Annotated in this window: 25 protein-coding genes; 8 read left to right on the top strand and 17 right to left on the bottom strand. The window is 62.8% G+C overall.

Annotated elements, in window-relative coordinates; translation table 11 throughout:
* Positions 1-14 precede the first annotated feature (14 nt).
* The 3 genes from AC07UR_RS01080 to xseA all read right to left on the bottom strand — a co-directional run bounded on the left by AC07UR_RS01080 (position 15) and on the right by xseA (position 3,096).
* A complete protein-coding gene (locus AC07UR_RS01080) occupies positions 15-605 on the bottom strand; it encodes an NAD(P)H-dependent oxidoreductase (RefSeq protein ID WP_209788087.1) in 591 nt (196 codons plus the stop codon).
* A gap of 184 nt (positions 606-789) precedes the next feature.
* Positions 790-1,362 (bottom strand): chloramphenicol phosphotransferase CPT family protein, encoded by a 573-nt coding sequence (locus AC07UR_RS01075; RefSeq protein WP_209788090.1) that lies wholly within the window; start codon positions 1,360-1,362, stop codon positions 790-792.
* 135 nt (positions 1,363-1,497) lie between these two features.
* Complete coding sequence (gene xseA, locus AC07UR_RS01070) at positions 1,498-3,096, bottom strand: exodeoxyribonuclease VII large subunit (RefSeq protein WP_209788093.1); 1,599 nt, start codon at positions 3,094-3,096, stop codon at positions 1,498-1,500.
* Positions 3,097-3,272: 176 nt separating this feature from the next.
* Between xseA and AC07UR_RS01065 the strand changes: the two genes are divergently transcribed.
* Entirely contained in the window at positions 3,273-3,500 is a 228-nt protein-coding gene (locus AC07UR_RS01065; protein ID WP_173418699.1) for a hypothetical protein, read from the top strand.
* A 6-nt stretch (positions 3,501-3,506) separates the two neighbouring features.
* Here AC07UR_RS01065 and AC07UR_RS01060 read toward each other — a convergent pair whose 3' ends face one another.
* Positions 3,507-4,286: a helix-turn-helix transcriptional regulator gene (locus tag AC07UR_RS01060; protein ID WP_173418698.1), complete on the bottom strand. Its 780-nt coding sequence runs from the start codon at positions 4,284-4,286 to the stop codon at positions 3,507-3,509.
* A 195-nt stretch (positions 4,287-4,481) separates the two neighbouring features.
* On the opposite strand from AC07UR_RS01060, the gene AC07UR_RS01055 reads away from it, so the two are divergent.
* Positions 4,482-4,889 (top strand): hypothetical protein, encoded by a 408-nt coding sequence (locus AC07UR_RS01055; protein WP_209788096.1) that lies wholly within the window; start codon positions 4,482-4,484, stop codon positions 4,887-4,889.
* Positions 4,890-5,239: 350 nt separating this feature from the next.
* On the opposite strand, the gene AC07UR_RS01050 is transcribed toward AC07UR_RS01055, so the two are convergent.
* Positions 5,240-6,226 (bottom strand): Gfo/Idh/MocA family protein, encoded by a 987-nt coding sequence (locus AC07UR_RS01050; protein ID WP_209788100.1) that lies wholly within the window; start codon positions 6,224-6,226, stop codon positions 5,240-5,242.
* 177 nt (positions 6,227-6,403) lie between these two features.
* Here AC07UR_RS01050 and AC07UR_RS01045 point away from each other — a divergent pair, with 177 nt between their 5' ends.
* The gene (locus tag AC07UR_RS01045; protein ID WP_209788103.1) at positions 6,404-7,354 is read left to right on the top strand and encodes an aldo/keto reductase; all 951 of its coding nucleotides are present in this window, start codon (positions 6,404-6,406) and stop codon (positions 7,352-7,354) included.
* Between the two features lie 116 nt (positions 7,355-7,470).
* Here the strand turns inward: AC07UR_RS01045 and AC07UR_RS01040 are convergent, their stop codons facing one another.
* On the bottom strand, positions 7,471-8,361 hold the full coding sequence (locus AC07UR_RS01040) for a LysR family transcriptional regulator (protein ID WP_209788106.1): 891 nt from the start codon (positions 8,359-8,361) through the stop codon (positions 7,471-7,473).
* A 220-nt stretch (positions 8,362-8,581) separates the two neighbouring features.
* Between AC07UR_RS01040 and AC07UR_RS01035 the strand changes: the two genes are divergently transcribed.
* Together AC07UR_RS01035 and AC07UR_RS01030 are read left to right on the top strand one after the other, a co-directional pair.
* A complete protein-coding gene (locus tag AC07UR_RS01035) occupies positions 8,582-9,577 on the top strand; it encodes an aldo/keto reductase (protein WP_209788111.1) in 996 nt (331 codons plus the stop codon).
* Positions 9,578-9,682: 105 nt separating this feature from the next.
* Entirely contained in the window at positions 9,683-10,042 is a 360-nt protein-coding gene (locus AC07UR_RS01030) for a nuclear transport factor 2 family protein (RefSeq protein ID WP_173418691.1), read from the top strand.
* Between the two features lie 108 nt (positions 10,043-10,150).
* Here AC07UR_RS01030 and pheT read toward each other — a convergent pair whose 3' ends face one another.
* From pheT to infC, 10 genes are all read right to left on the bottom strand, one after another.
* Complete coding sequence (gene pheT / locus AC07UR_RS01025) at positions 10,151-12,577, bottom strand: phenylalanine--tRNA ligase subunit beta (protein WP_209788113.1); 2,427 nt, start codon at positions 12,575-12,577, stop codon at positions 10,151-10,153.
* A 29-nt stretch (positions 12,578-12,606) separates the two neighbouring features.
* On the bottom strand, positions 12,607-13,689 hold the full coding sequence (gene pheS / locus AC07UR_RS01020) for a phenylalanine--tRNA ligase subunit alpha (RefSeq protein ID WP_209788115.1): 1,083 nt from the start codon (positions 13,687-13,689) through the stop codon (positions 12,607-12,609).
* 317 nt (positions 13,690-14,006) lie between these two features.
* Positions 14,007-14,834 carry a BUD32 family EKC/KEOPS complex subunit gene (locus tag AC07UR_RS01015; protein ID WP_209788117.1) on the bottom strand — a complete coding sequence of 276 codons (828 nt, stop codon included), beginning with the start codon at positions 14,832-14,834 and terminating at the stop codon, positions 14,007-14,009.
* Between the two features lie 91 nt (positions 14,835-14,925).
* Positions 14,926-15,330, bottom strand: coding sequence for a 50S ribosomal protein L20 (gene rplT, locus AC07UR_RS01010; RefSeq protein WP_077503124.1), 405 nt, complete (start codon positions 15,328-15,330; stop codon positions 14,926-14,928).
* Between the two features lie 39 nt (positions 15,331-15,369).
* Entirely contained in the window at positions 15,370-15,573 is a 204-nt protein-coding gene (gene rpmI / locus AC07UR_RS01005; RefSeq protein ID WP_025425550.1) for a 50S ribosomal protein L35, read from the bottom strand.
* A gap of 171 nt (positions 15,574-15,744) precedes the next feature.
* Positions 15,745-17,112: a sensor histidine kinase gene (locus tag AC07UR_RS01000; protein ID WP_209788119.1), complete on the bottom strand. Its 1,368-nt coding sequence runs from the start codon at positions 17,110-17,112 to the stop codon at positions 15,745-15,747.
* Positions 17,109-17,774 carry a response regulator transcription factor gene (locus AC07UR_RS00995; RefSeq protein ID WP_173418686.1) on the bottom strand — a complete coding sequence of 222 codons (666 nt, stop codon included), beginning with the start codon at positions 17,772-17,774 and terminating at the stop codon, positions 17,109-17,111. The genes AC07UR_RS01000 and AC07UR_RS00995 overlap by 4 nt, the downstream gene beginning before the upstream one ends.
* 7 nt (positions 17,775-17,781) lie before the next feature.
* Positions 17,782-18,492, bottom strand: coding sequence for a PepSY domain-containing protein (locus AC07UR_RS00990; RefSeq protein ID WP_234941621.1), 711 nt, complete (start codon positions 18,490-18,492; stop codon positions 17,782-17,784).
* 133 nt (positions 18,493-18,625) lie between these two features.
* A complete protein-coding gene (locus tag AC07UR_RS00985) occupies positions 18,626-19,210 on the bottom strand; it encodes a hypothetical protein (RefSeq protein WP_209788120.1) in 585 nt (194 codons plus the stop codon).
* A 216-nt stretch (positions 19,211-19,426) separates the two neighbouring features.
* Complete coding sequence (gene infC, locus AC07UR_RS00980) at positions 19,427-19,963, bottom strand: translation initiation factor IF-3 (protein WP_077503129.1); 537 nt, start codon at positions 19,961-19,963, stop codon at positions 19,427-19,429.
* Positions 19,964-20,181: 218 nt separating this feature from the next.
* Between infC and AC07UR_RS00975 the strand changes: the two genes are divergently transcribed.
* Together AC07UR_RS00975 and AC07UR_RS00970 are read left to right on the top strand one after the other, a co-directional pair.
* Positions 20,182-20,991: an alpha/beta hydrolase gene (locus AC07UR_RS00975; protein WP_173418684.1), complete on the top strand. Its 810-nt coding sequence runs from the start codon at positions 20,182-20,184 to the stop codon at positions 20,989-20,991.
* A 286-nt stretch (positions 20,992-21,277) separates the two neighbouring features.
* Positions 21,278-21,898 carry a transglutaminase-like cysteine peptidase gene (locus AC07UR_RS00970; protein ID WP_173418683.1) on the top strand — a complete coding sequence of 207 codons (621 nt, stop codon included), beginning with the start codon at positions 21,278-21,280 and terminating at the stop codon, positions 21,896-21,898.
* 70 nt (positions 21,899-21,968) lie between these two features.
* Here AC07UR_RS00970 and mbfA read toward each other — a convergent pair whose 3' ends face one another.
* Positions 21,969-22,952 (bottom strand): iron exporter MbfA, encoded by a 984-nt coding sequence (mbfA, locus tag AC07UR_RS00965; protein WP_173418682.1) that lies wholly within the window; start codon positions 22,950-22,952, stop codon positions 21,969-21,971.
* 164 nt (positions 22,953-23,116) lie between these two features.
* On the opposite strand from mbfA, the gene AC07UR_RS00960 reads away from it, so the two are divergent.
* Complete coding sequence (locus AC07UR_RS00960) at positions 23,117-23,926, top strand: C40 family peptidase (protein ID WP_209788121.1); 810 nt, start codon at positions 23,117-23,119, stop codon at positions 23,924-23,926.

The raw sequence follows: 23,926 nt of genomic DNA, 5'->3' as shown, positions 1-23,926 counted from the left end.
GCGAACAGGTCGGCTCAGATCCTTGCCGCCAGTCGGCGCACGCGCGCCAGATGCGCCTTGCGCGTCTCGTCGGTTGCCCGGTCCATGTCGTGCAGGCTGAGCATGCGGAAATCGAGACCCTTGGCGCAGAAGGCGGCGATGCCGCGCTTCAACAGCCGCCGCACGGGGTTGCCCATATAGAGATGCACCACCCACCAGGGCGATCCGGTCGTCGTCAACGCCCAGAATAGCTTGATGTTCTTAAGCCGCGGGATGATGCGGCCGCCGGCCGGATCGTTGTCGAAAGCGACGCCCGGCACGAAGACGCGATCGAAGAAGCCTTTCAGGATCGCCGGGAAATTGAACCACCATTGCGGAAAGACCAGAACGATCCCATCGGCTGCCTGTAGCCGCGCGATCAGCCCGGCCGTCAGGCTGGCATCGTAGCGATCGCCGAAGTAGCTACCGCGCTCCGCCTTGCTCAGCCTCGGATCGAAATCCTCGCGATAAAGATCGAGCAGATCGACGGAATGGCCACCGCCGACAAGCGCCTCATGCGCTTGCCGGGCAACGCTTGCGGCAAAGCTGTCTTCGAGCGGGTGGGCAAGCACGAGCAGAATGCGCATCCATTGTTTCCCATGGCATAGAGCTGGCATCGAAATGATCGCAGAACAAATGCTGTGAAAAATCAGCTCGCTGCAACCATATTCGCTCCACTTGCAAAGAACTGTGCTTCTCCAGGACAGGAAACCCGACGCCAGCAAGACACCGGCGTTTCCGGGCGTCTGCGGCTCGGGGGAATCCGCCCAGTCAGGCAGACTGGTCGGTGCGCTTCGCCCGTGCCTCCAGCGCAAACTCCTCGAAAACGGAGGGCACCCACGCAGAAATCAGTTGCGCGGCGTTTTCTTCAACAGCCACCCCCGAACGAAGCTCAAGATCGTACCTTTGCCCCTCGTGGATCCGATGGAAATCGTCTGCGGCACTGCCGACAGGCCGGTCAGCGCGCAGCGTTTCCCGCCGGACGAGTTCATCGAGCTCGCAGTGAAGCCCGACAAAGAAGACATCAAACGGCTCTAGCATCAGCGCCAGGGCAGACGCCCAGCCGGGCTCCTCGAGAATATGCTCCAGCAGGAGATTGTTGCCGGCCGAGGCATAGGCGACCAGAGAGCGGTGGAACCCATCGAAGAAGCGGGCCCGGTATTCCTTCCAGCGAAAGTCGCCGCGCCGGAACCGTTCCATCGGCACCATGCCCGAGTCACGAAGATGATCGATCGAAACATGCCAGAACGGTTCGTTGAGCTGCGCCTGGACCGCACGCGCCAGCGTGGATTTTCCGCTGCTGGAAGCGCCGTGAATGAAGATGATCCTGGCTCGTTCGACCATGTCTGATGTCCGTTCCGCTGAATGCCGCTGTCGGTCGGGGTATGCCGTTCCCGCAACAGGCGGATGAAGGCAGGCACACCCAAGCGGATCGGCGCGCAACGGACCGCATTTGCGACCGTATGGCGTTACGCTCCGCTAGAACAGGTCGCCCTGTTTCGGCGGATCGCCGCCGGGATTGCCGGGTTTCGGCTGCTTCTTCCTGGTGGCCGCCTGCGCCGGTGGCTCACCGCCTTCACCGGCGATCGCCGAAACGCTGCCGTCGGCAAATTCCAGCGACAGCGCCATTCCCGGCGTAACGGCAGCAGCCTGGCGAACCGGACCACCCTCCCCGTCGCGCACCAGCGCAAAACCGCGTTGCAGGACATTGCGATAGGACAGCGACTGCAGGATGCGGTCCTGCGCGGCGATGACGCCCGTCAACCGGCGGATATCCGTGCGGATTGCTGCGTCGGAGCGGGCTGCAAGACCGGCGACACGATCGGTCGAACGATGGATCTGGGCGAGCAGGCGCGAGGGTAGTCCGCGCAGCGCGGCATCCGCCGCCGACACGCGCGACTGCCCCCGGTGCACCTGCCGTTCGACGACCCGGTCCGCACGGCTCATCGCATCGTTGATCCGCTGCCGGCGATCGCCGAGCTTTGCCTTGAGCAGATCCGGCCTGAGCTCGGCGGAAGCGCGCTCGAACAGCCGGCGCTTGTTTACGGTGTTCATCATCAGGCCGCGCCCGAGGCCGAGAGCGGCCTCGTCGAAACGGCGGCGCGGCAGTGCCAGCAATTGGTCGAGCGACGGCAGCGCCCGGGCAAGCGATCGCACCGCCTGACGGCGGTTTTCCATCTGCCTGACCATGCCGGCTTTCAACCGCGCCGAAAGGCCGGAAACCTCAGCCTCAAGATCGGCCTTGACCGGAACGGCCATTTCCGCTGCCCCCGTCGGGGTCGGCGCCCGCTGGTCGGCGGCATAGTCGATCAGCGTCCAGTCGGTCTCATGGCCGACGGCCGAGATCAAGGGGATGACGGACGCGGCTGCCGCCCGCACGACCGCCTCGTCGTTGAACCCCCAGAGGTCTTCGAGACTGCCGCCGCCGCGCGCGACGATCAGGACGTCCGGCCGGGCGATCGGCCCGCCGGGTTCGAATTCGTTGAAGCCGCGAATGGCCGCCGCCACTTCGTCTCCAGATCCTTCGCCCTGAACCCTGACGGGCCACACGACCACGTGCACAGGGAAGCGGTCGGCGATGCGGTGGAGGATATCGCGAATGACGGCGCCGGTCGGCGAGGTCACCACGCCGATCACCCTGGGCATATAGGGCAGCGGTCGTTTGCGCGCCGCGTCGAACAGGCCTTCGGCGCCCAGTTTGCGCTTGCGCTCTTCGAGCAGTGCCATCAGCGCGCCGGCGCCTGCCGGCTCCAGCGTCTCGATGACGATCTGGTATTTCGACGACCCGGGGAAGGTCGTGACCTTGCCGGTGGCGATCACTTCCATGCCCTCTTCCGGGCGGAAACGCAGGCGCGAGAACGTGCCCTTCCAGATCACCGCATCGATGCGCGCCCGGTCGTCCTTGAGCGCGAAATAGGCGTGCCCCGAGGAGTGCGGCCCGCGATAGCCCGAGATTTCGCCGCGCACGCGGACCTGATCGAAGGCCTGCTCGACCGTGCGCTTGATCGAGCCGGAAAGCTCGGAGACCGAGTATTCGGCGAGATTGCTCGGAGAATCGTTGTCGAAGATGGAGCTCATCGCACCAGTTTGCCGCCAGCGCCTGCCGAAGGCCAGCCTTTGGCGCCACGCTCAACAGACCTTTTGCCATTTCAAGCGCGCTTGAAGCAGACATGGCTAGAGTTGGCCGCGTCGGTTAAACGAAATTTAGCGCCGTTGCGGCAGGATGATCGGCATCCTTCCAGAAACGGAATTCCATGATCGTCATAGCCGCCTTCGTTCTTGGCATTGCCACCTGCTGCCTGCGGTCGGCGCCGGTCTGCGTGCTCATTGCCGTGGCGCTGGCTGCTGCTGGCGCACTGTCCGGCTCGATCGCCGGAACCGACAATTGGCTGGAGATTGCGGCGGCGATTGGCGGCTACAATATGGGTGTCGCGCTCGCATTGTGCGGCGCCATCGCCGTCGGATTGTCACACGACCGCTAGGCCCGTTCAGCCCTTTCTTTCGAAGAAGTTTTTCGTTTCCTCGTCAGCAGGAAAGAAGGATTCGATCAGCACACCTTCCACCAGGGCGTCCTGCGTCGAGCCGAAGGTCTGGAGCGTGGTGATGAAGCTCAAGGTCACCGGCCCGACCCGCAACTCGACCGGCAAGACCGGCAGACGGTCGGTATCCGGATAGTTTTCGACCGCACGCTTGACGGCGGGATCGGCCGCAAGCCTCTCGAGCCGCTTGCCAAGACGGCTCCTTGGCCCCTGTAGCCAGGCTTCGGTGCGCACGCGCTGGACCAGGTCGGCCGCGGCCGCCTCCCAATTGACGACGAGGGAGCGGACATTCTCCGAGGAAAGAAAGGCATCGAGAAAGTTCTGGCCGGGGTTGAACGGGACATCGGCCGACACGGCGAGCGCCGCCAACGCCGGGTTGACGATCAGCAGCGTGTATTCGTGATCGAGCACCAGGCCCGGATAGGGATCGTGGCGCGCCAGGATCAGCCGGATAGCATTGGCAACGGCCGGCGGCATGGCATCGAGGCCCGAAGCAGGACGGGTCGTCATGCGCGGACGGAAGCCGGCAGCCGAAAACAGTGTGCCCTGGTCGCGCGCGGGAATGTCGAGCACCGAGGCCAGCCGCAGGATCATGCCTTCCGACGGCTTCGAGCGGCCGGTCTCGAGGAAGGAGAGGTGTCGCGTCGAGATGCCGGCGGCGACCGCGAGGTCGAGCTGGCTCATGCGGCGATGCCCGCGCCATTCCTTCAGATGATTGCCGAATTCCATCGATCCCGATCTCCGTTGCGCCGGCAGATTGGCGCAGACGCCAGGGAAAATCCATTACGTCCTGGGTAATGGAAACAATTATGCCGAGGCAATGCATGCACACACCCGGCGTAATGAACGCATTACCCCTGAGGTAATTGGTTTCATGATCCTGCGGCAGCAAACTCCTGGCATCGACAACCAATGGAGCCTGATATGTTGACCCTTTCCAACCGCAGCCTGCTCAACAAGACCTTCATCGCCGACGGCGCATTTTCGCTCCTCGTCGGCGCGATCCTTATCGTCGACGCGGCACCGCTCGCCGTCTTGATCAGCCCGGCCGCCACACCCTTGATGATGAAGCTGCTCGGCGTCGGACTGTTTGCCTGGGGCATTTTCCATCTCGCCACCGCCCGCAACGGCGGGCCTGTATCGACTGCTGCCCGTGTCAGCATCGGCGGCGACATCCTGTGGCAGGTAGCAAGCCTCGCGCTGCTGGCGACCGCCTACGGTTCGCTCACCGCCATTGGCATCGGCCTCGTGATCATCGGCATCATCGGGGTCGCCGACTTCCTGTTCTTCAAGCTGAAGGGTTTTTCGAGGGAGCGCGCAGCGCTTGCGTGAAGCCGCGGGGACAAAAGCCTGCTGACAAATGCGCGCTGGGTGAAACGGATCGCAAGCAGATCACCTTCTCCGTCATGCTCGGGCTTGACCCGAGCATCCAGTACCCTCAAGCCGCACACCATGGGGAAGGCTAGATCCTCGGGTCAAGCCCGAGGATGACAGGAGACAGGTCGGAAGGCGCAATCACGTTGTCATTCTTGCAAGGCCGCCGACGCAAGCCGGCGGCAATTGCAGCTCCCTGGGGACTTCAACAGCCCGGGAAGAGCTGCGAAAGCGCCCTTCTATTCGCTCTGACACAAGTCCCGATAGAAAGCTGCTTCACAGTCCGCCTGAAAACGCGTTTTGCCGGATCAGATCTTCTCCCAGCCGTCCTTGTCGCTGGCGCGGTAGATGGCATCGATGAACTTCTGGTTAAGCCTGGAGTTTTCGAGCGTCACAACTTCCTCCTGCTCCCCCTTGGCCGCGCGCGCAAACGCTTCGGCCTGCAGCTTGTACTGGCGCGCATCCTGGAAGCGGAAGAGCTGGGACTGGGCGTGGTTCTGATTGGTCAGTTCCACTTCCTCACGACCGTAGCGGTCGGCATTGAACGGCGACTTCACTTCGATGAAGCCCTTGTCGCCGTGGAAGACCATGACCTGGCGGGCGGCAAGCTGGGTGGAGATATAGAAGCTCAGTTCGAAATCGCCGAAATCGGCGCGCACGCTCGAATAGATGTCGGTGCCGAATTCCGGATCGCGGTCGGTGCTCGCCTGCACGCGCACCGGCTCCTTGCCCGTGACGAAACGGGTGGTGATCGTCGGGTAGACGCCGATATCCGGCAAGCCGCCGCCGCCGAGCGCCGGGATGTTGCGCATGTTGCCGGGGTCGCGGTTGAAATAGGTGAAGGCACCCTGCACATGCCGCAGCCGGCCGATCGCCCCTTCTTCGAGCAGCGAGCGGACCTTGCGCCAGACGGGGCTGTAGGTGACCATGAAGGCCTCGGCGATCAGCACCTTGTTGCGGTCACGCGCGGCAATCAGCTGATCGATCTCGGACGCCCGAAGTGCGATCGGCTTTTCGCAGAGCACATGCTTGCCGGCATTGGCGGCCTTGATCGTCCATTCCACATGCTGAGACGTTGGCAGCGGGATATAGACCGCATCGATCGTGTCGGAGGCGAGCATCTCCTCATAGGAGCCGAAGGCATGCGGCGCGGAAAAGCGGTCGGCCATGGCGCGCGCCTTTGAAAGGTCGCGACTGGCAACTGCCGAAACGACGCAGTTCTCGGCGTCCTGGATGGCGGGCACAACGAGATCGCGGCCGATCTTGGCCGTAGACAGAATTCCGAAACGAAACATGGCGGGGCTCCCTGATTAAGCGCCGGAGATTAGCGGCGAGGTACGTACCTATCAAGCGGCGACACGCGATAAAAAAGACCGGCGGCAGGTGACAAACTTCGTTCGCTTGCCTTATGTTCCTGCCGGCAATCCTCCCGATCGCGCACTTGCTTTCATCCAGTCCAATGGAGCGAAACCATGGAAAAACGCAGACTTGGCCGCACCGACCTCGCAATCGCGCCGCTCGTCTTCGGCGGCAATGTCTTCGGCTGGACGGCGGACGAAAAGACGTCCTTCGCCCTGCTCGATGCCTTCTTCGATGCCGGCCTCAATGCCATCGACACCGCCGACGTCTACTCCTCCTGGGCGCCAGGAAACCAGGGCGGCGAATCCGAGACGATCATCGGAAAATGGCGGAAACAGTCCGGTCATAGCCGCGACAAGGCCGTCATCGTCACCAAGGTCGGCTCCGAGCTTGGGCCTGAGCGCAAGGGGTTGTCGCGCCGCTGGATTCTGCAGGCGGTCGAAGATTCGCTGAAGCGGCTGCAGACGGATTACATCGACCTTTACCTGTCGCACTGGCCCGATCCCGAAACCCCTTACGAAGAAACGCTTGCCGCCTACGACCAGCTGCTGTCTGACGGCAAGGTGCGCGCGATCGGCGCTTCGAACCTCAACTCGCTGCAACTGCGCGAAGCGCTGGATGTCGCCGCCAGTGGCGGCCTGCCGCGTTATGCGGTGCTGCAGCCGGAATACAATCTCTACGACCGCGACAGTTTCGACGGCCCCGTGCGCGATCTGTGCGTCAGCGAAGAAATCGGCGTCATCAGCTACTTCGGTCTGGCGCGCGGGTTCCTCTCGGGCAAGTACCGCACCCACAAGGATCTGGAAGGCTCAGTGCGAGGCTCCGGCGTCGAGAAGTATCTCGATGGCCGCGGCATGCGCATTCTCGGCGTTCTCGACGAACTTGCGGAGGAAACCGGAGCGACGCAGGCGGAGATAGCACTCGCCTGGGTCCGCAATCGCAAGGGCATCACCGCCCCCATCGCCAGCGCCACCAATCTCGACCAACTGGCGAGCCTCATCCGCTCGGCGGAGCTGACATTGAGCGATGAGGCCATGCGCAAGCTCAACGACGTCAGCGAATAGCAGGGGCAAGACGAAGGCCATGGCATTGAGCGTACGGGCGGCGACCGCCGGCGATGAAGCGCACTGGCGCGGCCTGTGCGCTACAAGCTGAATTTCGGCACGTTCGGCTGACGCCCCTATCCGGCATACTTGAAGAAGTCGATGAAGGCGCGAAGAGCCGGGCGCATCTGCCGCCGGCTGGGATAGTAGAGAAACGGGCCGGCATAGGGCGCGCACCAGTCCTCGAGCACGCGGATCAGCCGTCCTTCGGCGATCGCCGTTTCCACGCGCGCGAGGAAGAGATAGGCAAGCCCTGCCCCACCGATCGCCGCCTTGATGATCGGCCTGTCTTCACCGAGGATCAACGGCCCCTCCACTGCGACCGTCAGCTCTTCGCCCTCTCTCTCGAACTCCCAGCGATAGAGCGTGCCGTTGGAAAAGCGTCGCCGGATGCAGCGATGGGCCGCGAGATCGCGCGGATGCGAGGGCCCGCCGAAACGCGCGAAGTAATCGGGCGAGGCGACGACAGCACTTTCGAGCTCCGGGCCGACCTTGACGGCGATCATGTCGGCTTCGAGGCTTTCACCCAGCCGAATGCCGGCGTCGTATCCCTCCTCGACTATATCGGTGAACCCGTCTTCATTGGCGATTTCCAGCACGATGTCCGGGTAGCGATCGAGGAATTCGCCGAGCCGAGGCGCCAGGATGAGATCGGCGGCAAACCGCGGCGCGGTGATGCGCAGATTACCGGCAGGCCGGTCACGCGTATCGGCCACGGCCTCCAGCGCGTGGGCGATCTCGTCGAGCGCCGGCGCGAGCCGCTCCAGGAGCCGTCGCCCCTCCTCGGTCGGCGCGACGCTGCGGGTGGTGCGCGCCAGAAGCCGAACACCAAGGCTTGTCTCAAGACTGCCGACAGCATGACTGACCGCCGAAGGCGCGATCGCAAGCTCGCGGGCGGCACCACGAAAGCTGCCATGGGCGGCAACGGCGGCAAGGACTGCTAGTTGAGAAAGCTGGGTTCTGTTCATTGATCTAAATTATAGAACGGCCCGTGAGAATTGACAGGGATTTTCACGCGTACGCCACGGGCCTACTCTTTCACTGTCGTCACGGCCACGCGGCACGCAGAAGCAGCACCGCTCAAATCCTGCTGGCAGGCCGCTGACGAATGACGGGCGTTCCATGCCATGAGTTTGCGGGCCACCTCAGCTCGCCTGCATGGCCGCCCCCACCCCGAAAGGACACCACATGAAGACCCGCAAACTCGGGAATGAACTGACCGTCTCTGCCGTCGGTCTTGGCTGCATGGGCATGAGCTTTGCCTATGGCGGTGCCGACGAGGCGGAATCGATCCGCACGCTGCAGCGCGCCGTCGACCTTGGCGTCACCTTCTTCGACACGGCCGAAGTCTATGGCCCCTATGAGAATGAAAAGCTTGTCGGCAAGGCGCTCAAACCCTTGCGCGACCAGGTGACGATCGCTACCAAATTCGGCTTCCACATCGAGCCGGGCAAGCCGGCGGCAGAGGCGATCAAGGGCATCGACGGACGTCCGGAAAACGCCAGGGCCGTGGCCGATGCCTCGCTGAAAAGACTGGGGATCGATGTGATCGATCTCTACTACCAGCACCGCGTCGACCCCGCCGTTCCGATCGAGGAAACGGTTGGCGCGATGGCCGATCTGGTGCGCCAGGGCAAGGTGCGCACACTCGGCCTTTCCGAGGCAAGCGCCGAAACCATCCGCCGCGCCCACAAGGTGCACCCGATCGCAGCGGTTCAGAGCGAATATTCGCTCTGGTCGCGTGACCCGGAAGAGGACGTGCTTGCGGCCTGCCGCGAGCTCGGCATCGGCTTTGTGCCCTACAGTCCGCTCGGGCGCGGCATGCTAACGGGCACGATCCGCAAGGCGGACGATCTGGCCGCCGACGATTTCCGCCGCTCACTGCCGCGTTTCCAGGCGGAAAACCTCGGCGCCAATGCCGCCCTCGTCGATACCCTGGAGACGCTCGCGCGCGAAAAAGGCGTGACCGCGGCGCAACTGGCGCTCGCCTGGGTGATCAACCAGGGCGACTTCATCGTGCCCATTCCCGGCGCCAGAAAGCTCAACCACCTGGAACAGAATGCGGCGGCGGCCGATATCGTTCTCACCGTCGACGAACGCGCCCGGTTGGGCGATGCGCTGTCGCCGGCGCTCGTTGCCGGCAAGCGCTACAACGAGGCGTCGCTGGCGCTCACCAATCGTTGAACGCCCAGGCCCCGCCTCCTTGCCGAGGCGGGGCATATCCCCATCGAATTTTGAGCCGGGCGCACTACCTCTTCCGTCGTGACCAACAATTGCGGAGGAGCGGGAATGTCCGACGAGCAGGCGATCAGCGCGGTGGTGCATCTCTATGTCGACGGCATGGCCTTTGCCAACGAGGGTGCGTTGCGCAAGGCGTTTCACCCTGATGCGGCGATCATCGGCAACTACAGAGGCGCGCTCGAATGGATGACGCGCGACGGCTTCATCAAAGCGGTTCTGGATCAGGGAGGCGCGCCGCCCGGGACCCAGCCGGAAATGGATGTGGAGATGACCGACATTGCCGGCGACGCGGCGACGGTCAAGGTGATCGACAGCTTTGCCGGCGAGCGCTTTTCTGACTATCTGTCGCTGGTCAAGATCGACGGACGCTGGGTCATCGTCAACAAGATCTACCATCTTCACGGCTGATGACGAGACCGAGCCGAGACTTGCATCCGATGCGGCGATCGACCCACGCCGTATACAAAAGGCCGCTGCGAGCAGCGGCCTTTGCTGTGATTATGGCTTGAACGGCCTTCAGGCGCGCAACACGCCGCCGGTCGTCTTGGTGACGTTGGCGACGATCTTGGCCGTCAAGGCTTCGAAATCCTCGTCGGTCAGCGTGCGCTCGATCGGCTGGATCGTCACTTCGATGGCGATCGACTTCTTGCCCTCGCCGAGCGATGCCCCCTCGAACACGTCGAAGACGCTGACGCCGGCGACCAGCTTGCGATCGGCGCCGGAGGCCGCGCGCAGGATCGCGCCTGCCTCTACGCCCTTGTCGACGACGAAGGCGAAGTCGCGCTTGACGGCCTGCAGCGAAGAAAGATCGAGGGCCGGCTTGGTGCGGGTCGCCTTCTTCTTCGGTTCCGGCATGGCGTCGACATAGATCTCGAAGCCGCAGAGCGCGCCGGAAACGTCGAGCGCCTCGAGCGTCTTCGGATGGAATTCGCCGAAGGAGCCGAGCACAATCTTCGGGCCGAGCTTGATCGTGCCGGAGCGGCCGGGGTGATACCAGGCCGGACCACCGGCTTCGAACTGGACATTGCCCATCGGCACGCCGCAGGCTTCGAGCACCGCGATCGCGTCAGCCTTGGCGTCGAAGACGTCAACCGGCTTGCCGCCACCCTTTGCCGCATTCGACCAGAGACGACCGGCGCCGGTGAGCGATGCCGTGCCGCGGCGCACGCCGCCGGCAACGCGGCGCTGCTGGTCCGGGCCGTCACCCTCGTAGGTGCCGGAGACTTCGAAGAGCGCGACGTCGCCAAAACCCTTGTCGGCGTTGCGCTGAGCCGCCGACAGCAGGCCCGGCAACAGCGACGGGCGCATGTCGGACATATCAGCGGCAATCGGGTTGGCAAGCTTGAGCGCCGGCGAACCGCCGCCGAAGAGCTTGGCCTGATCCTCCGAAATGAACGACCAGGTAACGGCCTCCAGCATGCCGCGGCTTGCAAGCGCGCGCTTGGCAAGGCGAGTGCGGATCTGCAGTGTCGTCAGGATCTTGCCATTGACGGTGCCATGGCTCGGCAGGGGTACGGCAACGATGTTGTCGACGCCGTGGATGCGCATCACCTCTTCGACGAGATCGGCCTTGCCGTCGACGTCAGGGCGCCAGGACGGCACCGAAACCTTGACGCGCTCGCCCGAACCCTCGACGCCGAAGCCGAGCTTCGTCAGGATCGCGACGCTCTCCTCGGACGACACTTCAAGGCCGGTCAGGCGCTTGACCTCGGACATCGGGAAATCGACGATCTTCGCGGTATAGCCCGCATAGCCGACGACTTCGGCCTTGGCCGGCTTGCCGCCGCAAAGCTCGACGACCAGTTCGGTGGTGCGCTCAAGACCGGGAACCATATATTCCGGGTCGACGCCACGCTCGAAGCGGTAGCGCGCATCGGTGATGATGCCGAGCGTGCGGCCTGATTTGGCGATATTCATCGGATCCCACAGTGCGGATTCGATCAGCACGTCGGTGGTGTTCTCATCGCAGCCTGAGTGTTCGCCACCCATGATGCCGCCGATCGACTCGATGCCGTTTTCGTCAGCGATGACGACATTGTTGGGGCCGAGCTTGTATTCGCGCTGGTCGAGCGCGAGAACGGTTTCGCCTTCCTTGGCGCGGCGAACCGTCAGGTTGCCCGCAACCTTGGCGGCGTCGAAGACGTGCATCGGCCGTCCCTGGTCGAAGGTCATGTAGTTGGTGATATCGACCAGCGCGTTGATCGGGCGAAGACCGATCGACAGCAGCCGCTGCTGCATCCACTTCGGAGACGGTCCGTTCTTGACGCCGCGCACCAGGCGCAAGCCGAAGCCGGGGCAAAGATGACGGTCGTCGCCAAGGTCGATCGTCAGCTTGGTCGTCGTTTCACCTTCGACCGCAAAGGATGGCGTCGCACGGCTCTTCAAACGGCCGAGGCCGGAAGCTGCGAGGTCGCGGGCGATGCCGTAGACGCTGGTGCAGTCCGGACGGTTCGGCGTCAGGTTGATCTCGATCATCGGATCGTCGAGGCCGGCGTAAGTCGCATAGCTCGTGCCGACGGGCGCATCGTCCGGAAGGTCGATGATGCCGTTGTGGTCGTCGGAGATTTCAAGCTCCTTTTCCGAGCACATCATGCCGTGGCTTTCGACACCGCGAATGTTGCCGACGGAGAGCGTGACGTCGATGCCCGGAACGTATGTGCCGGCGGCCGCGAAGGCGCCGACGAGGCCGGCGCGCGCGTTGGGCGCGCCGCAGACGACCTGAACTGGCGCGCCTGTTCCGGTGTCGACCTTCAGCACCCTCAGCTTGTCGGCATTCGGATGCTGCTCGGCGGAAACGACCTTGGCGATGACGAATGGCTTGAAGGCGGCCTTGTCGTCGACGTCCTCGACCTCGAGCCCGATCATCGTCAGGCGCGCGCAGATCTCGTCCAGCGAAGCTTCGGTTTCAAGGTGGTCCTTGAGCCAGGAAAGCGTGAATTTCATGATTTCACCTGTGTCCTAATTTTGCGCGATCAGGCCGAAAGGCCGCCGAACAGCGTCGGCATGTCGAGCGGGCGGAAGCCGTAGTGGTTCATCCAGCGGACGTCGGCGTTGAAGAAGTCACGCAGGTCCGGCATGCCGTATTTCAGCATGGCGATACGGTCGAGACCCATGCCCCAGGCAAAACCCTGGTACTCGTCCGGATCGAGACCGCCGGAGCGCAGCACGTTCGGGTGGACCATGCCGCAGCCGAGGATTTCCATCCAGTCGTTGCCCTCGCCGAACTTGACGATCGGGCCGGAGCGGTCGCACTGAATGTCCACCTCGAAGGACGGTTCGGTGAACGGGAAGAACGACGGGCGGAACCGCATCGTCACCTGGTCAACCTCGAAGAAGGCCTTGCAGAACTCTTCCAGCACCCAGCGCATGTTGGCGACGTTTGCCGACTTGTCGACAACAAGGCCTTCGACCTGATGGAACATCGGCGAGTGGGTGGCGTCGGAATCCTGGCGATAGGTCTTGCCGGGGATGATGATGCGGATCGGTGGGTCCTGCGCTTCCATCGTGCGGATCTGCACCGGCGACGTGTGCGTGCGCAGCACCTTGCGCTCGCCCTTCTCGTCTTCATTGAAGAAGAAAGTGTCGTGCATCTCGCGGGCCGGGTGGCCTTCGGGGAAGTTCAGCGCCGTGAAATTGTAGTAGTCGGTTTCGATATCCGGACCTTCGGCAATCGAGAAGCCCATGTCGCCGAAGATCGCGGTGATCTCGTCGACGATCTGGCTGATCGGATGGATGCGGCCGCGCTCGGCCGGCGACGAGCGCACTGGCAGGCTGATATCGACGGTTTCGCGGGCAAGGCGCTCGGCAATCGCCTGGTCCTTCAGCGCCGACTTGCGGGCGGTGATCGCGTCTGCAACCGTGGTCTTCAGCGCATTGATCTGGGCGCCGCGGGTCTGGCGTTCTTCCGGCGTCATCGTCCCGAGCGTCTTCAGGAGCTCGGAGATCGAGCCCTTCTTGCCGAGCGCGCCAACGCGCACCGCCTCGATCGATCCTTCGTCGCCAGCGGCATCGATATCCGCCAGCAGTGTCCGTTCCAGTGTTTCCAGTTCGCTCATTCTGTCCTGCCTCGATGCGGGAATGGGTTCGGTTCTAATACCAAGTCTCGATGATAGAAACCTATAGGACAGGCTCGATCGGGTTTTCTGGCCAGGAGAGGTACGCGGAGCGATGCTGATGCATCGGTCAAGGACCTTGACACCGCCAGAAAGCCCGAGAAGCCTGCCGAAGGTGGTCCATGGTTGACCTCCGGCGTCGTTGCGGCGCTTGCCCGATGCGTCAGCATCGCGCTGCGCACCGCGCCTAGCCAGAGGTCAGCCATGGTCCATCCTATAGGTTCCTATCATCGAGACTTGGTATCAATCGGTTGTTGTCTTCAGGATTGTGATTGCGTCGCGCCTGCCAGGTAGTCCGTGGCCGCCACAAAGCGCACGAGATCCTGGCCGTTCTGGATACGCAGGAGGAAGCGCGCCAGCGGAAGCAGTCGCGTGAAAAATGGCATGATCTGCGAGAGAGCGACGGCTGTCTCGGCCGGAGCGGCAAGTTTCCAGGCGGCAAAGGCCCGATCCGGCGTTTCGGCCTTCAGCGCGCGGCTTGCGATCTGCAGGAACAACAGCCAGACGTCGCGCGCCTGAGCGGTGGCAAGCGGCATGACCGCCGCTGGCTCCTCCTCGAAATCGAGGAAGCAGAACTCGCCGTCGTCGATGATGAAATCGCGGGGATGCGGGCGGCCATGGCAAAGCCCTGCTGCATGCAGACGGCCGAGCTCGGCGGCGCAGCGCACCAGGAGCGCGTCGTGCCCGTCGGCATCCGTGTCGCGCAATGCGCCCATTTGTTTGCTGACTGGCAGGCCCAGATGAGAAAGCACCAGCGCCGTCGTGCCGCGATAGAGGATTTGCGGCGTCTTGAAGCCGGCGACGGAGAAAGCGTTGATCTGCCGGACCTCGCGGTCGAGCATGCCCTGCGGATCAAGAATGGGCGCCGGGCGAAGAATGGTAACGCCGGTCAGACGCGAGGCAAGCCACTGCAGGCGTTGGCCGATACGGGCACCGAGGCGCTGGTAACGCTTGATCCAGACCGCACGTTTCTTGAGCTGGCAGTGCTCGACACGGGACGATCCGCCGGCAAGTGCTGCCAGCAGAGCCGCCATGTCGTCGTCGTCAAGCTGCGGAACCGCAAGCGGCCCTCTTCGATCGTCGTGCACTTTCGTCTCGCAAAATAAGAAAAACCCGCGCTAGCCCTGCCAGCGCGGGTTTCCCAACAAAATTCAAGAACGGTTTTGGGAAAACGCTGGCTTAACGAACAGCGGTTTCAAACTCGTTGGTCGTACCGGCTTCCTTGAGGTAGGCAAGCGCCTTCTTGGAAGCTTCGACGAGGGCGCCGAATGCTGCCGGCTCATGGATAGCCATGTCGGACAGAACCTTGCGGTCGACTTCGATGCCAGCCTTGTTCAGGCCGTCGATGAAGCGGCCGTAGGTCAGGCCGAATTCGCGGACGGCAGCGTTGATGCGCTGGATCCAGAGAGCGCGGAAGTTGCGCTTGTTGACCTTGCGGTCGCGGTAAGCGAACTGCTTGGAACGATCAACCGCAGCCTTTGCAGCGCGGATGGTGTTCTTGCGGCGGCCGTAGAAGCCCTTGGCTGCCTTGAGTGTCTTCTTGTGCTTGGCGTGAGCGGTTACGCCGCGTTTTACACGTGCCATGTCATGATCTCCTTAACGTGTCCAAAATGCCTGAAAGTCTTAGAGACCGTTGGGCAGGTAGTTCTTGATGACCTTCTTGCCATCGGGCTCCGCGAGAACCATGGTTCCACGTGCGTCGCGGATGAACTTGTTGGAACGCTTGATCATGCCGTGGCGCTTGCCAGCAGCAGCTGCACGAACCTTGCCGGTAGCGGTGATCTTGAACCGCTTCTTGGCAGACGATTTCGTCTTCATCTTGGGCATTTTGCTACTCCATTTTCTTAAGAATTCGAAACGGACAGACGAGGTCCATTTCCAGCGTTAAGAACGGCCACGGCATGCCCTGCCGGACCGTTCGGACGGGGGCTTATACCCGGACATCCCCAAAAGCGCAACTGCGGAATCGAAGAAGCGCTGCAGAAGCGACAGGCCGCATCAAACCGGATCGCGCGGACGCTTGCGCCGGCCCACCGTTTCAAAGGTCAGGACCGCCTCCAGCCCGCCGAGCGGCGACTGCCCGAGTGTCAGCGTCGCGCCATAGGCATCGGCGATATCCGCGCTGATGGCAAGGCCGAGCCCGGTGCCGGGCACCTGGCCAGCCTCGCCATCCAAGACGCGGCCGCCCCGCTGCATCACCCTCTCGCGATCGCCGTCGGCGATGCCCGGTCCGTCGTCGCCGACGACGATGTGCAATCGATCGTCGTTGCGCGCGGCAGAAACGCGGATGCGCGAGCGCGCCCATTTGACGGCATTGTCGAGCAGGTTGCCAAGGCATTCCGCCAGATCGGCCGGATCCATATCGAGAGACAGGCCAGGATCGATCGTCACGTCCCAGGCGATGCCACGCTCGGCGGTGACCGGCCGCAACACGCTGACGAGCTTGCCCGCCATGCTGGCGACCGATGTGGTCGCCATGCGCTCGACGCCCATGCGGGCGGCCTGCAGTTGCCGGTCGGCACGCTGGCGTACCAGATCGACCTGCTGCAAGGCCAGCCGGCGTTCGTTGTCGGGCAGGCTTTCGGCAAGCTGGGCAAGCACGGTCAACGGCGTCTTCAGGCCATGGGCGAGATCGCTGGCGCGAGCGCGGGCGCGCTCGACGGCCTGCTCGCGCTCGGCCAGCAGCAGGTTGATCTCGTTGACAACGGGTCCGACCTCGCTGGGGCCGGCCGAACCGAAGTCCTTTTCACTGCCGGCACGCACGAGCGCTGCCCGCTCACGCAGTTTTCGCAGCGGCGCCAGACCGAGTGCGCCCTGCAGGAAGGCTGCGCCGGCAAGCACGGCGGCGGTCGCAAGCAGCATCAGCCGCATCCGCCCGTGAAATGACTCGAGCGCATCGTCGAGCTCCTGGCGACCAAATCCGGCCTGAACGGAAAAGCGTTCGGCGTCGGGGCCATCGCCGAGAGCCAGCGTCTGGGTATGAACAAGCATCGGCGCGCCGTCAGGACCTTCGAGTTCCACAAAGTCTTTGTAATGACCGGCGGAGGGGGTCTTGGTATCGATGACGGTATCCCAAAGGGAACGAGATCGGATCGGCGTGCCCGCTTTCGGCGTGAGCTGCCAGTAACGACCGCCGGCCGGCAGCGAAAAGCGTGGATCCGCCGGCTCGCGCGGCAGAGCGAGTTCGCCGTCCCTGACGACCACCTGGGCGGCAATCGTATCGACGGTTGTGATCATTTCCGCGCGATAGCGGCCGACGACATAATCGGTAAAAAGGCGAGAAAGCGAGAACCAGACCACCAGCAGCACCACGCCGACGGCAATCAGCGCGCCGATCGCCAGTCGCAGCCGAAGCGAACGGATCATCTGCCGTCGTCCGGCAACAGGTAACCGAAGCCCCGCCGGGTCTCGATCGCCGAACTCTCGGTCTTCTTGCGTAGCCGCGCAATCATCGCCTCGACAGCATTCTTGGCCGCGTCGTCCTCTCGACCCTGCACGTGACTTGCCAGTTCGAGCTGCGTCAAAACCTGGCCCTTTCGCTCCATGAACAGCGCGATCATGCGGTACTCGAGCGGGCTCAACTCCAGAACCTGACCGTCGAACGTGACCCGGCGCGTCGTTTCATCAAGGGTGAAGCGTCCGGCGGAGCGCACGGATTGCAGTCGCGGACCGGCGCGTCTGAGCAGCGCGCGCAACCTCGCGACCAGTTCTTCGGCTCGAAACGGCTTCGGCAGGTAGTCGTCGGCCCCGGCGTCGAAACCGTCGACCCGCTCCATCCAGGAGCCGCGCGCCGTCAGCACCAGCACCGGCGTTTCCAGCCCTGCCTTGCGCCAGCGCTTGAGGATCGACAGGCCGTCCATGCCCGGCAGGCCCAGATCGAGAATGATCGCGGCATAGGTGCCGTTTTCACCCTGCTCCCACACGTCGGGACCATTGGCCAGCGTATCGACGCCGTAACCTTCGGCCTCCAGCTTCGTCACCACATGGGTGGCGATGTTGCGATCGTCCTCCGCCAGAAGAATGCGCATTCTGTCCTCAGAATCCGAATATGTTCATGAATTTTCCCGTGCGCGCATTGATACGCAGATTTCGGATAGTGCCCTGCCGGTCGCGCGTGCGCAGCCGGTAGACTTCGCCATTGTTTCTCAGATCCACAGCGATGACTGCGCCGTATTTGTCCTCGTCGACGAGCCGCAGCACATCTTTCAACGCCAGGATACGCCCCTTCTCGACGCCGTCGCGAGCCCGTTCCTGATCGCTGCGCCGGCCGCGGCCGGAGTTGTCGTCATCGTCATCGTGACCGCCGCCAGGCCCACTGTTGTCGTCGTCATCGCCGCCGCCGCGACCGCTGCGGTCGTCGTCGGAATCATCGCCGCCGTGGCCGCTGGACCCGCTCGACCCGCTACCGCCGCTGCTGCCGCTGCCGCTGCTGTCGTCATCATCGCGACCGTCCTTGGCAAAGGCGGAAATGCCTGCCACCTGCGGCGCAAGCGACAGCAGCAACGAGCAGCAGGCCATCGCAATCAGATTTCGTCGCGTCATCGGCATGGTTTCGTCCAGTTCCACATTTTCAAACCTTTGCGAAAAACGCCGCGTCCTTCGCGACATCGTCCGGCGGCCCGCATTCCGAAGGCGCATTCCCCCAATGCGCTTGTAAAATCCCCTCGCTCGTCTGGCCTCAGACTGATCCCCTGCGCTGCCGAGCGCAAGAGGCCAGATGCGTGGGCAAGACATGGAAAAGCGCATGACCCCCTGCGTCGGTTCCGGCGCAGGGGGTCATGCGTTCCTTGGGCCAATCCGCTGGGCGGGCGTTAAGCGGAAGGAGCCCATCATTCCGGTGCACTACGGGGGCGGATGCACCGGACATTCGTTGTTCAGATCAGCGAGCCGAAGCCGGCACGATCGAAACGCTGGTAATGGGACCCGGATTGCGGCGGGCATCGCCACCATGCGGCTTGACCGTCACCACGCGCTGACCGTGTTCGAACTCGACTTCCACCTCAAGCGCACGGCCGAGATTGTCGACTGCAACCAATGAGCCGTCGCGCAGTCCGCGCAGGCTGTCCTCGGAAACGCTGAGTGTGACTTCGTCACGGTCATTGCGGTCATTGTCGCGATCATCGTCCGCATCATCGTCATTGGCATTGTCATGGCCGTGGCGACCGCGATGATCGTTGTCATCATCGTTGTCGTTCTCGTTGTCATCATGATCGCTGCCGCGGCCGCTGTTGCCGCCGTGATCGTCCCGATCGTCGTGGCTGCGATCTTCGCTGCTGCGGTCGTCGCCGCCACGATCATCACTGCCGCCACGACCGCTGTTGTCGTCGTCGCCGCTGGCAAGTGCGGACATGGCAAATGGATGCGCCGGACCGGTGGCCACCAGCGAGAACCCGACAGGCGCCGAGACGAGGCCGCAAACGCCCATGGTGGACACAAGCAAAGCTTTTCGAAGCGTGACGTACATGATTTTCGTCCTTCTCCTGAATTCGATGACGCCAGATTGCCATGCCGCCGCTGACAGGTCGCTGAGGCCGGTTGTCAGCATTCTGTCAGCAAGGCGCAGAGAATGACGCCACCGGAGATCGTTTGGGACATCGGGATGCGCTCAAACGCAAAAAGCCGCCCCAAGGGCGGCTTCCTACCTGATACGTTGCACGGACGATCCGTCCGACAGCGGCGGTCAACGCGGAGCGAGGACCATCATCATCTGGCGGCCTTCGAGCTTCGGCTCGGCTTCGACCTTGGCGATCGTCTGGGTGTCGTCCTTGACCTGAAGCAGGAGCTTCATGCCGAGTTCCTGGTGCGCCATTTCGCGACCGCGGAACTTCAGGGTCACCTTGACCTTGTCGCCTTCTTCAAAGAAACGATTCATCGCCCGCATCTTCACTTCATAGTCATGCGTGTCGATGTTGGGACGCATCTTGATCTCTTTGATCTCGACGATCTTCTGCTTCTTGCGCGCTTCGGCCGCCTTCTTCTGGTTGGCGTATTTCAGCTTGCCGAGATCGAGGATCTTGCACACCGGCGGTTCGGAGTTCGGTGCGATCTCAACCAGATCAAGACCGGCCTCTTCCGCCATGCGGAGCGCCTGGTCGATCGGGACGGCACCGATATTCTGGCCTTCGGCATCGATAAGCTGAACCCGGGGTACCCGGATTTCCTTGTTTGAGCGCGGTCCCTCCTTGACGGGGGCGTCCGTTTTGAACGGTCTGCGAATGGTCGTACTCTCCTCGAGCTGTTTCCGAAATGCGGTTCAATTAATAGTCGGCGCGGCCTTGGCCGAAATGCTTCAATCTGCCGCCGACGGCAATGTGTGAATTGCGACGCGAGAGTCAATAGCATGGCTTGCAGGGAAAATCACCACCTGTCGAAGCCAAGACGAATCTGTTTTAGAAAGAAATTCGCCGCCAATCCGGGCATTTGGAGAGAATTGCGATGCAAACGACGACAGCCGAAACCGAAACGACCTTCATCGAGGTTGGCAAGGATGCCGCCCGTCGACGCATCGCCATGCGGATTCTGCGCGCGCAAAAGCCCTCCGAAAGGCCGGCTCTCGTGTGGCTCGGCGGTTACCGCTCCGACATGACGGGCACGAAGGCCGTCGCGGTGGAACACCTGGCGAGAGACCGCGCAACCGACTGCATCCGCTTCGACTATTCCGGCCATGGCGCCTCCGGCGGCGCCTTCAAGGACGGAACGATCTCGCGTTGGCTGGAGGAGAGCCTTGCCGTGGTCGAACACGCGGCGCCCAAGCAACGCCTGATCCTGATCGGCTCGTCGATGGGCGGCTGGATCGCCCTCAGGCTGATCCAGGAACTGCGCCTGCGCGGCATGGGCGAGCGCGTCGCCGGGCTGGTGCTGATCGCCCCCGCCCCCGACTTTACCGCCGACCTCATCGAACCGAACCTGACCGAGACAGAGCAGCGCTCGCTTGAAGAGCGCGGCTATTTCGAGGAACGGTCCGAATACAGCCCCGAGCCCAACATCTATACGCGCGCCCTGATCGAGGATGGCCGCGACAACCGCGTGCTCGTCGGCACGATCACCACCGGCTGCCCGGTTCACATCCTCCAGGGCATGCGCGACCCCGACGTCCCCCACACGCACGCGCTGAAACTGATGGAGCATCTGCCCGCAGACGACGTCGTCATGACGCTGATCCGCGACGGCGACCATCGTCTTTCGCGCGAGGAAGACATTGCTAAAATGAAGCAGGCAATCGGCAACATGCTGCCTTCGGTTTAAGCCGCAAGGACGGCGCGCGACACCCCTTCTCCCCCCGATTTTCGGCTCCATGCGCTGCAGATCCCCTGCGGTGCAGGGCTTTGCGCTGCTTTCCGGCAACGACTTTAACCATAAAGTCCAATGCCCGAATCAGTAGATTGACTCTCCGACCCCAACGCTATTAACTCTTTATTAACGATTAGAGCAGCGTGAGGCGGAAGACCTGAACAAGCTGCCCGCAACTCAGGATTGCGCGAATACGTCCGAACATGAGAGTTCGGCATACCGCGTTACGCAGGGGACATGAATGGCGTCTTGGACTGGAGTTAAGGGAAGTATCGCGGCGTTTTGCGCACTTTTCATTTCAGCGAACACGGCAATTCCCGCACAGGCGGGATCCACTCCTTGGATGCAGACTGGCTCGGTTACGTCGCAGCCAATCGGACATTACGAGTTCTGCCAGAAGCACAAGGGCGAATGCAACGTCAAGTCGAAGGCGACCGTGGCACCGCGCGTCACCGAACGCGGCTGGGCGACGATCCGTCAGGTCAACGCCCAGGTGAACCGGGAGATCACACCGGTCACCGATCAGGAGCTCTTCGGCAGGGATGAAGTCTGGGCTTACCCGCAAGACGCCGGCGATTGCGAGGACTTTGTCCTCGAAAAGCGCAAGCGCCTGATGCGCAAGGGCTTTTCCGCAGGCGAGCTGCTGATCACCGTCGTTCGCAAACCCGACGGCGAAGGCCACGCGGTTCTGACGGTGCGCACCGCCCAGGGCGACTTCGTGCTCGACAATCTCGAAAACGGCGTGAAGCTCTGGACCCAGACGCCCTACCGCTATCTCAAGCGCCAGGCTTCGTTCAACAGCGGTCGCTGGGTGACCATCGACAACGGAGCGGAACTGGTCGTCGGCTCGGTCGGCAACTGATAGCGCAGCAATAGAGTTTCATGAAAGGGCCGGTCGAACCGGCCCTTCTTCGTTTCAAGCGTACGCCTGATCAGGCATTGCCGATCAGGATGCCCGCGGCCAGCACCAGCCCGCCGCCCAGCACAACCTGGAATGCGGCGCGCAGAAACGGCGTTTCCATATAGCGGTTCTGAATGAACGCGATCGCCCAAAGCTCGAAGAAGACAACGACTGCCGCCGTGATGGTCGCCGTCCAGAAATGCGGAATGAGGTAGGGCAGCGCGTGCCCGAGACCACCGAGCGCCGTCATGATGCCCGAAGCAAGGCCGCGCTTGATCGGCGAACCGCGTCCGGAGAGCTTGCCATCGTCATGGGCCGCTTCAGTGAAGCCCATGGAAATCCCCGCACCGACGGAGGCGGACAGGCCGACGAGAAAGGTCTGCCAGGTATCCTGAGTGGCAAAAGCCGCCGCGAAGATCGGCGCCAGCGTCGATACCGAGCCGTCCATCAGCCCCGCCAGCCCCGGCTGAACGTAAGTCAGGATGAACTGCCGGCGGGCGGTCTGATCCTCCTCCTCGCGCACATCGTTCGGCGTGTGCTTTTCGCCCAGCCTTCGGGCAAGCGATTCATGCGATTTTTCCGCGATGGCGAGATCGCCCAGCAGCTTGCGTGTCGCCGCATCCTGGGTGCGCGCTGCCGCTTCGACATAGAAACGGTGCGCCGTCTCCTCCATTGCCTCGGCTTCCGCGCGCGCCTTTTCGATCGGCATTTCTCCGATCAGCCAGTCGGGCTTGCGATCGGGAAAGTCGCGAACATGCTCGCGGCGGATAAGCGGGATGCGGTTGCCGAAACGCTGCACATGCATGTCGATCAGCCATTGCCGATGATGGCTCTCTTCCTCGGCCATCTCCTCGAACACTTTTGCCGAGTGCGGATATTTTTCTCTGAGCGCATCGGCGTAGGCGAGATAGATGCGGCCATCATCCTCCTCGGAGGAAATCGCCAGCGCCAGGATTTCCTGTTCGTTGAGGGAGAGAAACGGACGTTTGGAGCGGGAGAAGAGACGGGAGAACATCGACGAAAAACCTTCTTTAGAATTATTCTAAAATAGAAACCCCGAGAATGTGCGTCAAGGCCAAAGCCATGCAATCACGCGACAATCACTCGACAGAGTGTCGCGGCTCGGCCACCATATACGTGCATGCGAATCCCTCTCCCGTCGCTGGAGCAATCGCCTCCATGAAGACCATCTACCCGCTTTCCGAAAGCAAGGATACGTTTCTGGACCGGCTTGGCGCCCGCATGGCCGCCAGGCTGCAGACGCAGACGCTTGGCTATGAACCCTACACGCCATCCGACCAGGAAACGCTGGCACGCACGCTGCGCCCCGGCGACGTCCTGCTGATCGAGGGCAACCAGAAGGTTTCCGCTGCGATCAAGTATCTGACCCAGTCGACCTGGTCGCACGCGGCGTTTTTTGCCGGCGACCAGATGCCGTTGACGCTGGACCAGGCAACCCTGCCGATCATCGAAAGGCCACAGCTGATCGAAGTGAACATCGGGGAAGGCTGTGTCGCCGTGCCATTGAAGAAATATGCGTCGTTCAACACCCGCATCTGCCGACCGGTGGCGCTGACGCCCGACGACCGGTCCGCGCTGGTCGGCTTCATGATCTCCCGGCTCGGCATGAAGTACGACCTGAAGAACATTCTCGACATGCTGCGCTATTTCATGCCGGCACCGCCGGTGCCGGTGCGCTGGCGACGACGCCTGCTGGCGCTCGGCTCCGGCGATCCGACGCGGGCGATCTGCTCGACGCTGATTGCCGAAGCCTTCGAGCAGATACGATACCCGATCTTGCCGGAGGTTACGCGCGCACCAGGGCGGGCATCGGCAACCTCCACCTATTCACGCGAAGAAATCCTGCATATCCGCCATTACTCGCTCTACACGCCGCGCGACTTCGACCTCTCGCCGTTCTTCTCGATCGTCAAGCCGACCCTCGAATTCGGCTTCGACTACAAGCGACTGCGCTGGAACGGAGACTGA

It is taken from the genome of Ensifer sp. GW821-FHT05G01 (assembly GCF_059419585.1).
Note: the sequence above shows the minus strand (reverse complement) of the source record. Positions and strands in the feature narration are given on the sequence as shown.

Excerpts from the sequence above, each read along its gene's own strand:
- AC07UR_RS01030 (WP_173418691.1), top strand. The coding sequence starts at position 9,683 with ATGTCCGACGAGCAGGCGATCAGCGCGGTGGTGCATCTCTATGTCGAC.
- AC07UR_RS01040 (WP_209788106.1), bottom strand. The coding sequence starts at position 8,361 with ATGAACAGAACCCAGCTTTCTCAACTAGCAGTCCTTGCCGCCGTTGCC.
- rpmI (WP_025425550.1), bottom strand. The coding sequence starts at position 15,573 with ATGCCCAAGATGAAGACGAAATCGTCTGCCAAGAAGCGGTTCAAGATC.
- xseA (WP_209788093.1), bottom strand. The coding sequence starts at position 3,096 with ATGAGCTCCATCTTCGACAACGATTCTCCGAGCAATCTCGCCGAATAC.
- AC07UR_RS00995 (WP_173418686.1), bottom strand. The coding sequence starts at position 17,774 with ATGCGCATTCTTCTGGCGGAGGACGATCGCAACATCGCCACCCATGTG.
- AC07UR_RS01075 (WP_209788090.1), bottom strand. The coding sequence starts at position 1,362 with ATGGTCGAACGAGCCAGGATCATCTTCATTCACGGCGCTTCCAGCAGC.
- AC07UR_RS01080 (WP_209788087.1), bottom strand. The coding sequence starts at position 605 with ATGCGCATTCTGCTCGTGCTTGCCCACCCGCTCGAAGACAGCTTTGCC.
- AC07UR_RS01065 (WP_173418699.1), top strand. The coding sequence starts at position 3,273 with ATGATCGTCATAGCCGCCTTCGTTCTTGGCATTGCCACCTGCTGCCTG.
- mbfA (WP_173418682.1), bottom strand. The coding sequence starts at position 22,952 with ATGTTCTCCCGTCTCTTCTCCCGCTCCAAACGTCCGTTTCTCTCCCTC.
- AC07UR_RS01035 (WP_209788111.1), top strand. The coding sequence starts at position 8,582 with ATGAAGACCCGCAAACTCGGGAATGAACTGACCGTCTCTGCCGTCGGT.
- AC07UR_RS00990 (WP_234941621.1), bottom strand. The coding sequence starts at position 18,492 with ATGCGCTTTTCCATGTCTTGCCCACGCATCTGGCCTCTTGCGCTCGGC.
- AC07UR_RS01060 (WP_173418698.1), bottom strand. The coding sequence starts at position 4,286 with ATGGAATTCGGCAATCATCTGAAGGAATGGCGCGGGCATCGCCGCATG.
- AC07UR_RS00985 (WP_209788120.1), bottom strand. The coding sequence starts at position 19,210 with ATGTACGTCACGCTTCGAAAAGCTTTGCTTGTGTCCACCATGGGCGTT.
- rplT (WP_077503124.1), bottom strand. The coding sequence starts at position 15,330 with ATGGCACGTGTAAAACGCGGCGTAACCGCTCACGCCAAGCACAAGAAG.
- AC07UR_RS00970 (WP_173418683.1), top strand. The coding sequence starts at position 21,278 with ATGGCGTCTTGGACTGGAGTTAAGGGAAGTATCGCGGCGTTTTGCGCA.
- pheS (WP_209788115.1), bottom strand. The coding sequence starts at position 13,689 with ATGAGCGAACTGGAAACACTGGAACGGACACTGCTGGCGGATATCGAT.
- AC07UR_RS01055 (WP_209788096.1), top strand. The coding sequence starts at position 4,482 with ATGTTGACCCTTTCCAACCGCAGCCTGCTCAACAAGACCTTCATCGCC.
- AC07UR_RS01045 (WP_209788103.1), top strand. The coding sequence starts at position 6,404 with ATGGAAAAACGCAGACTTGGCCGCACCGACCTCGCAATCGCGCCGCTC.
- AC07UR_RS01050 (WP_209788100.1), bottom strand. The coding sequence starts at position 6,226 with ATGTTTCGTTTCGGAATTCTGTCTACGGCCAAGATCGGCCGCGATCTC.
- AC07UR_RS01000 (WP_209788119.1), bottom strand. The coding sequence starts at position 17,112 with ATGATCCGTTCGCTTCGGCTGCGACTGGCGATCGGCGCGCTGATTGCC.
- AC07UR_RS00960 (WP_209788121.1), top strand. The coding sequence starts at position 23,117 with ATGAAGACCATCTACCCGCTTTCCGAAAGCAAGGATACGTTTCTGGAC.
- AC07UR_RS00975 (WP_173418684.1), top strand. The coding sequence starts at position 20,182 with ATGCAAACGACGACAGCCGAAACCGAAACGACCTTCATCGAGGTTGGC.
- pheT (WP_209788113.1), bottom strand. The coding sequence starts at position 12,577 with ATGAAATTCACGCTTTCCTGGCTCAAGGACCACCTTGAAACCGAAGCT.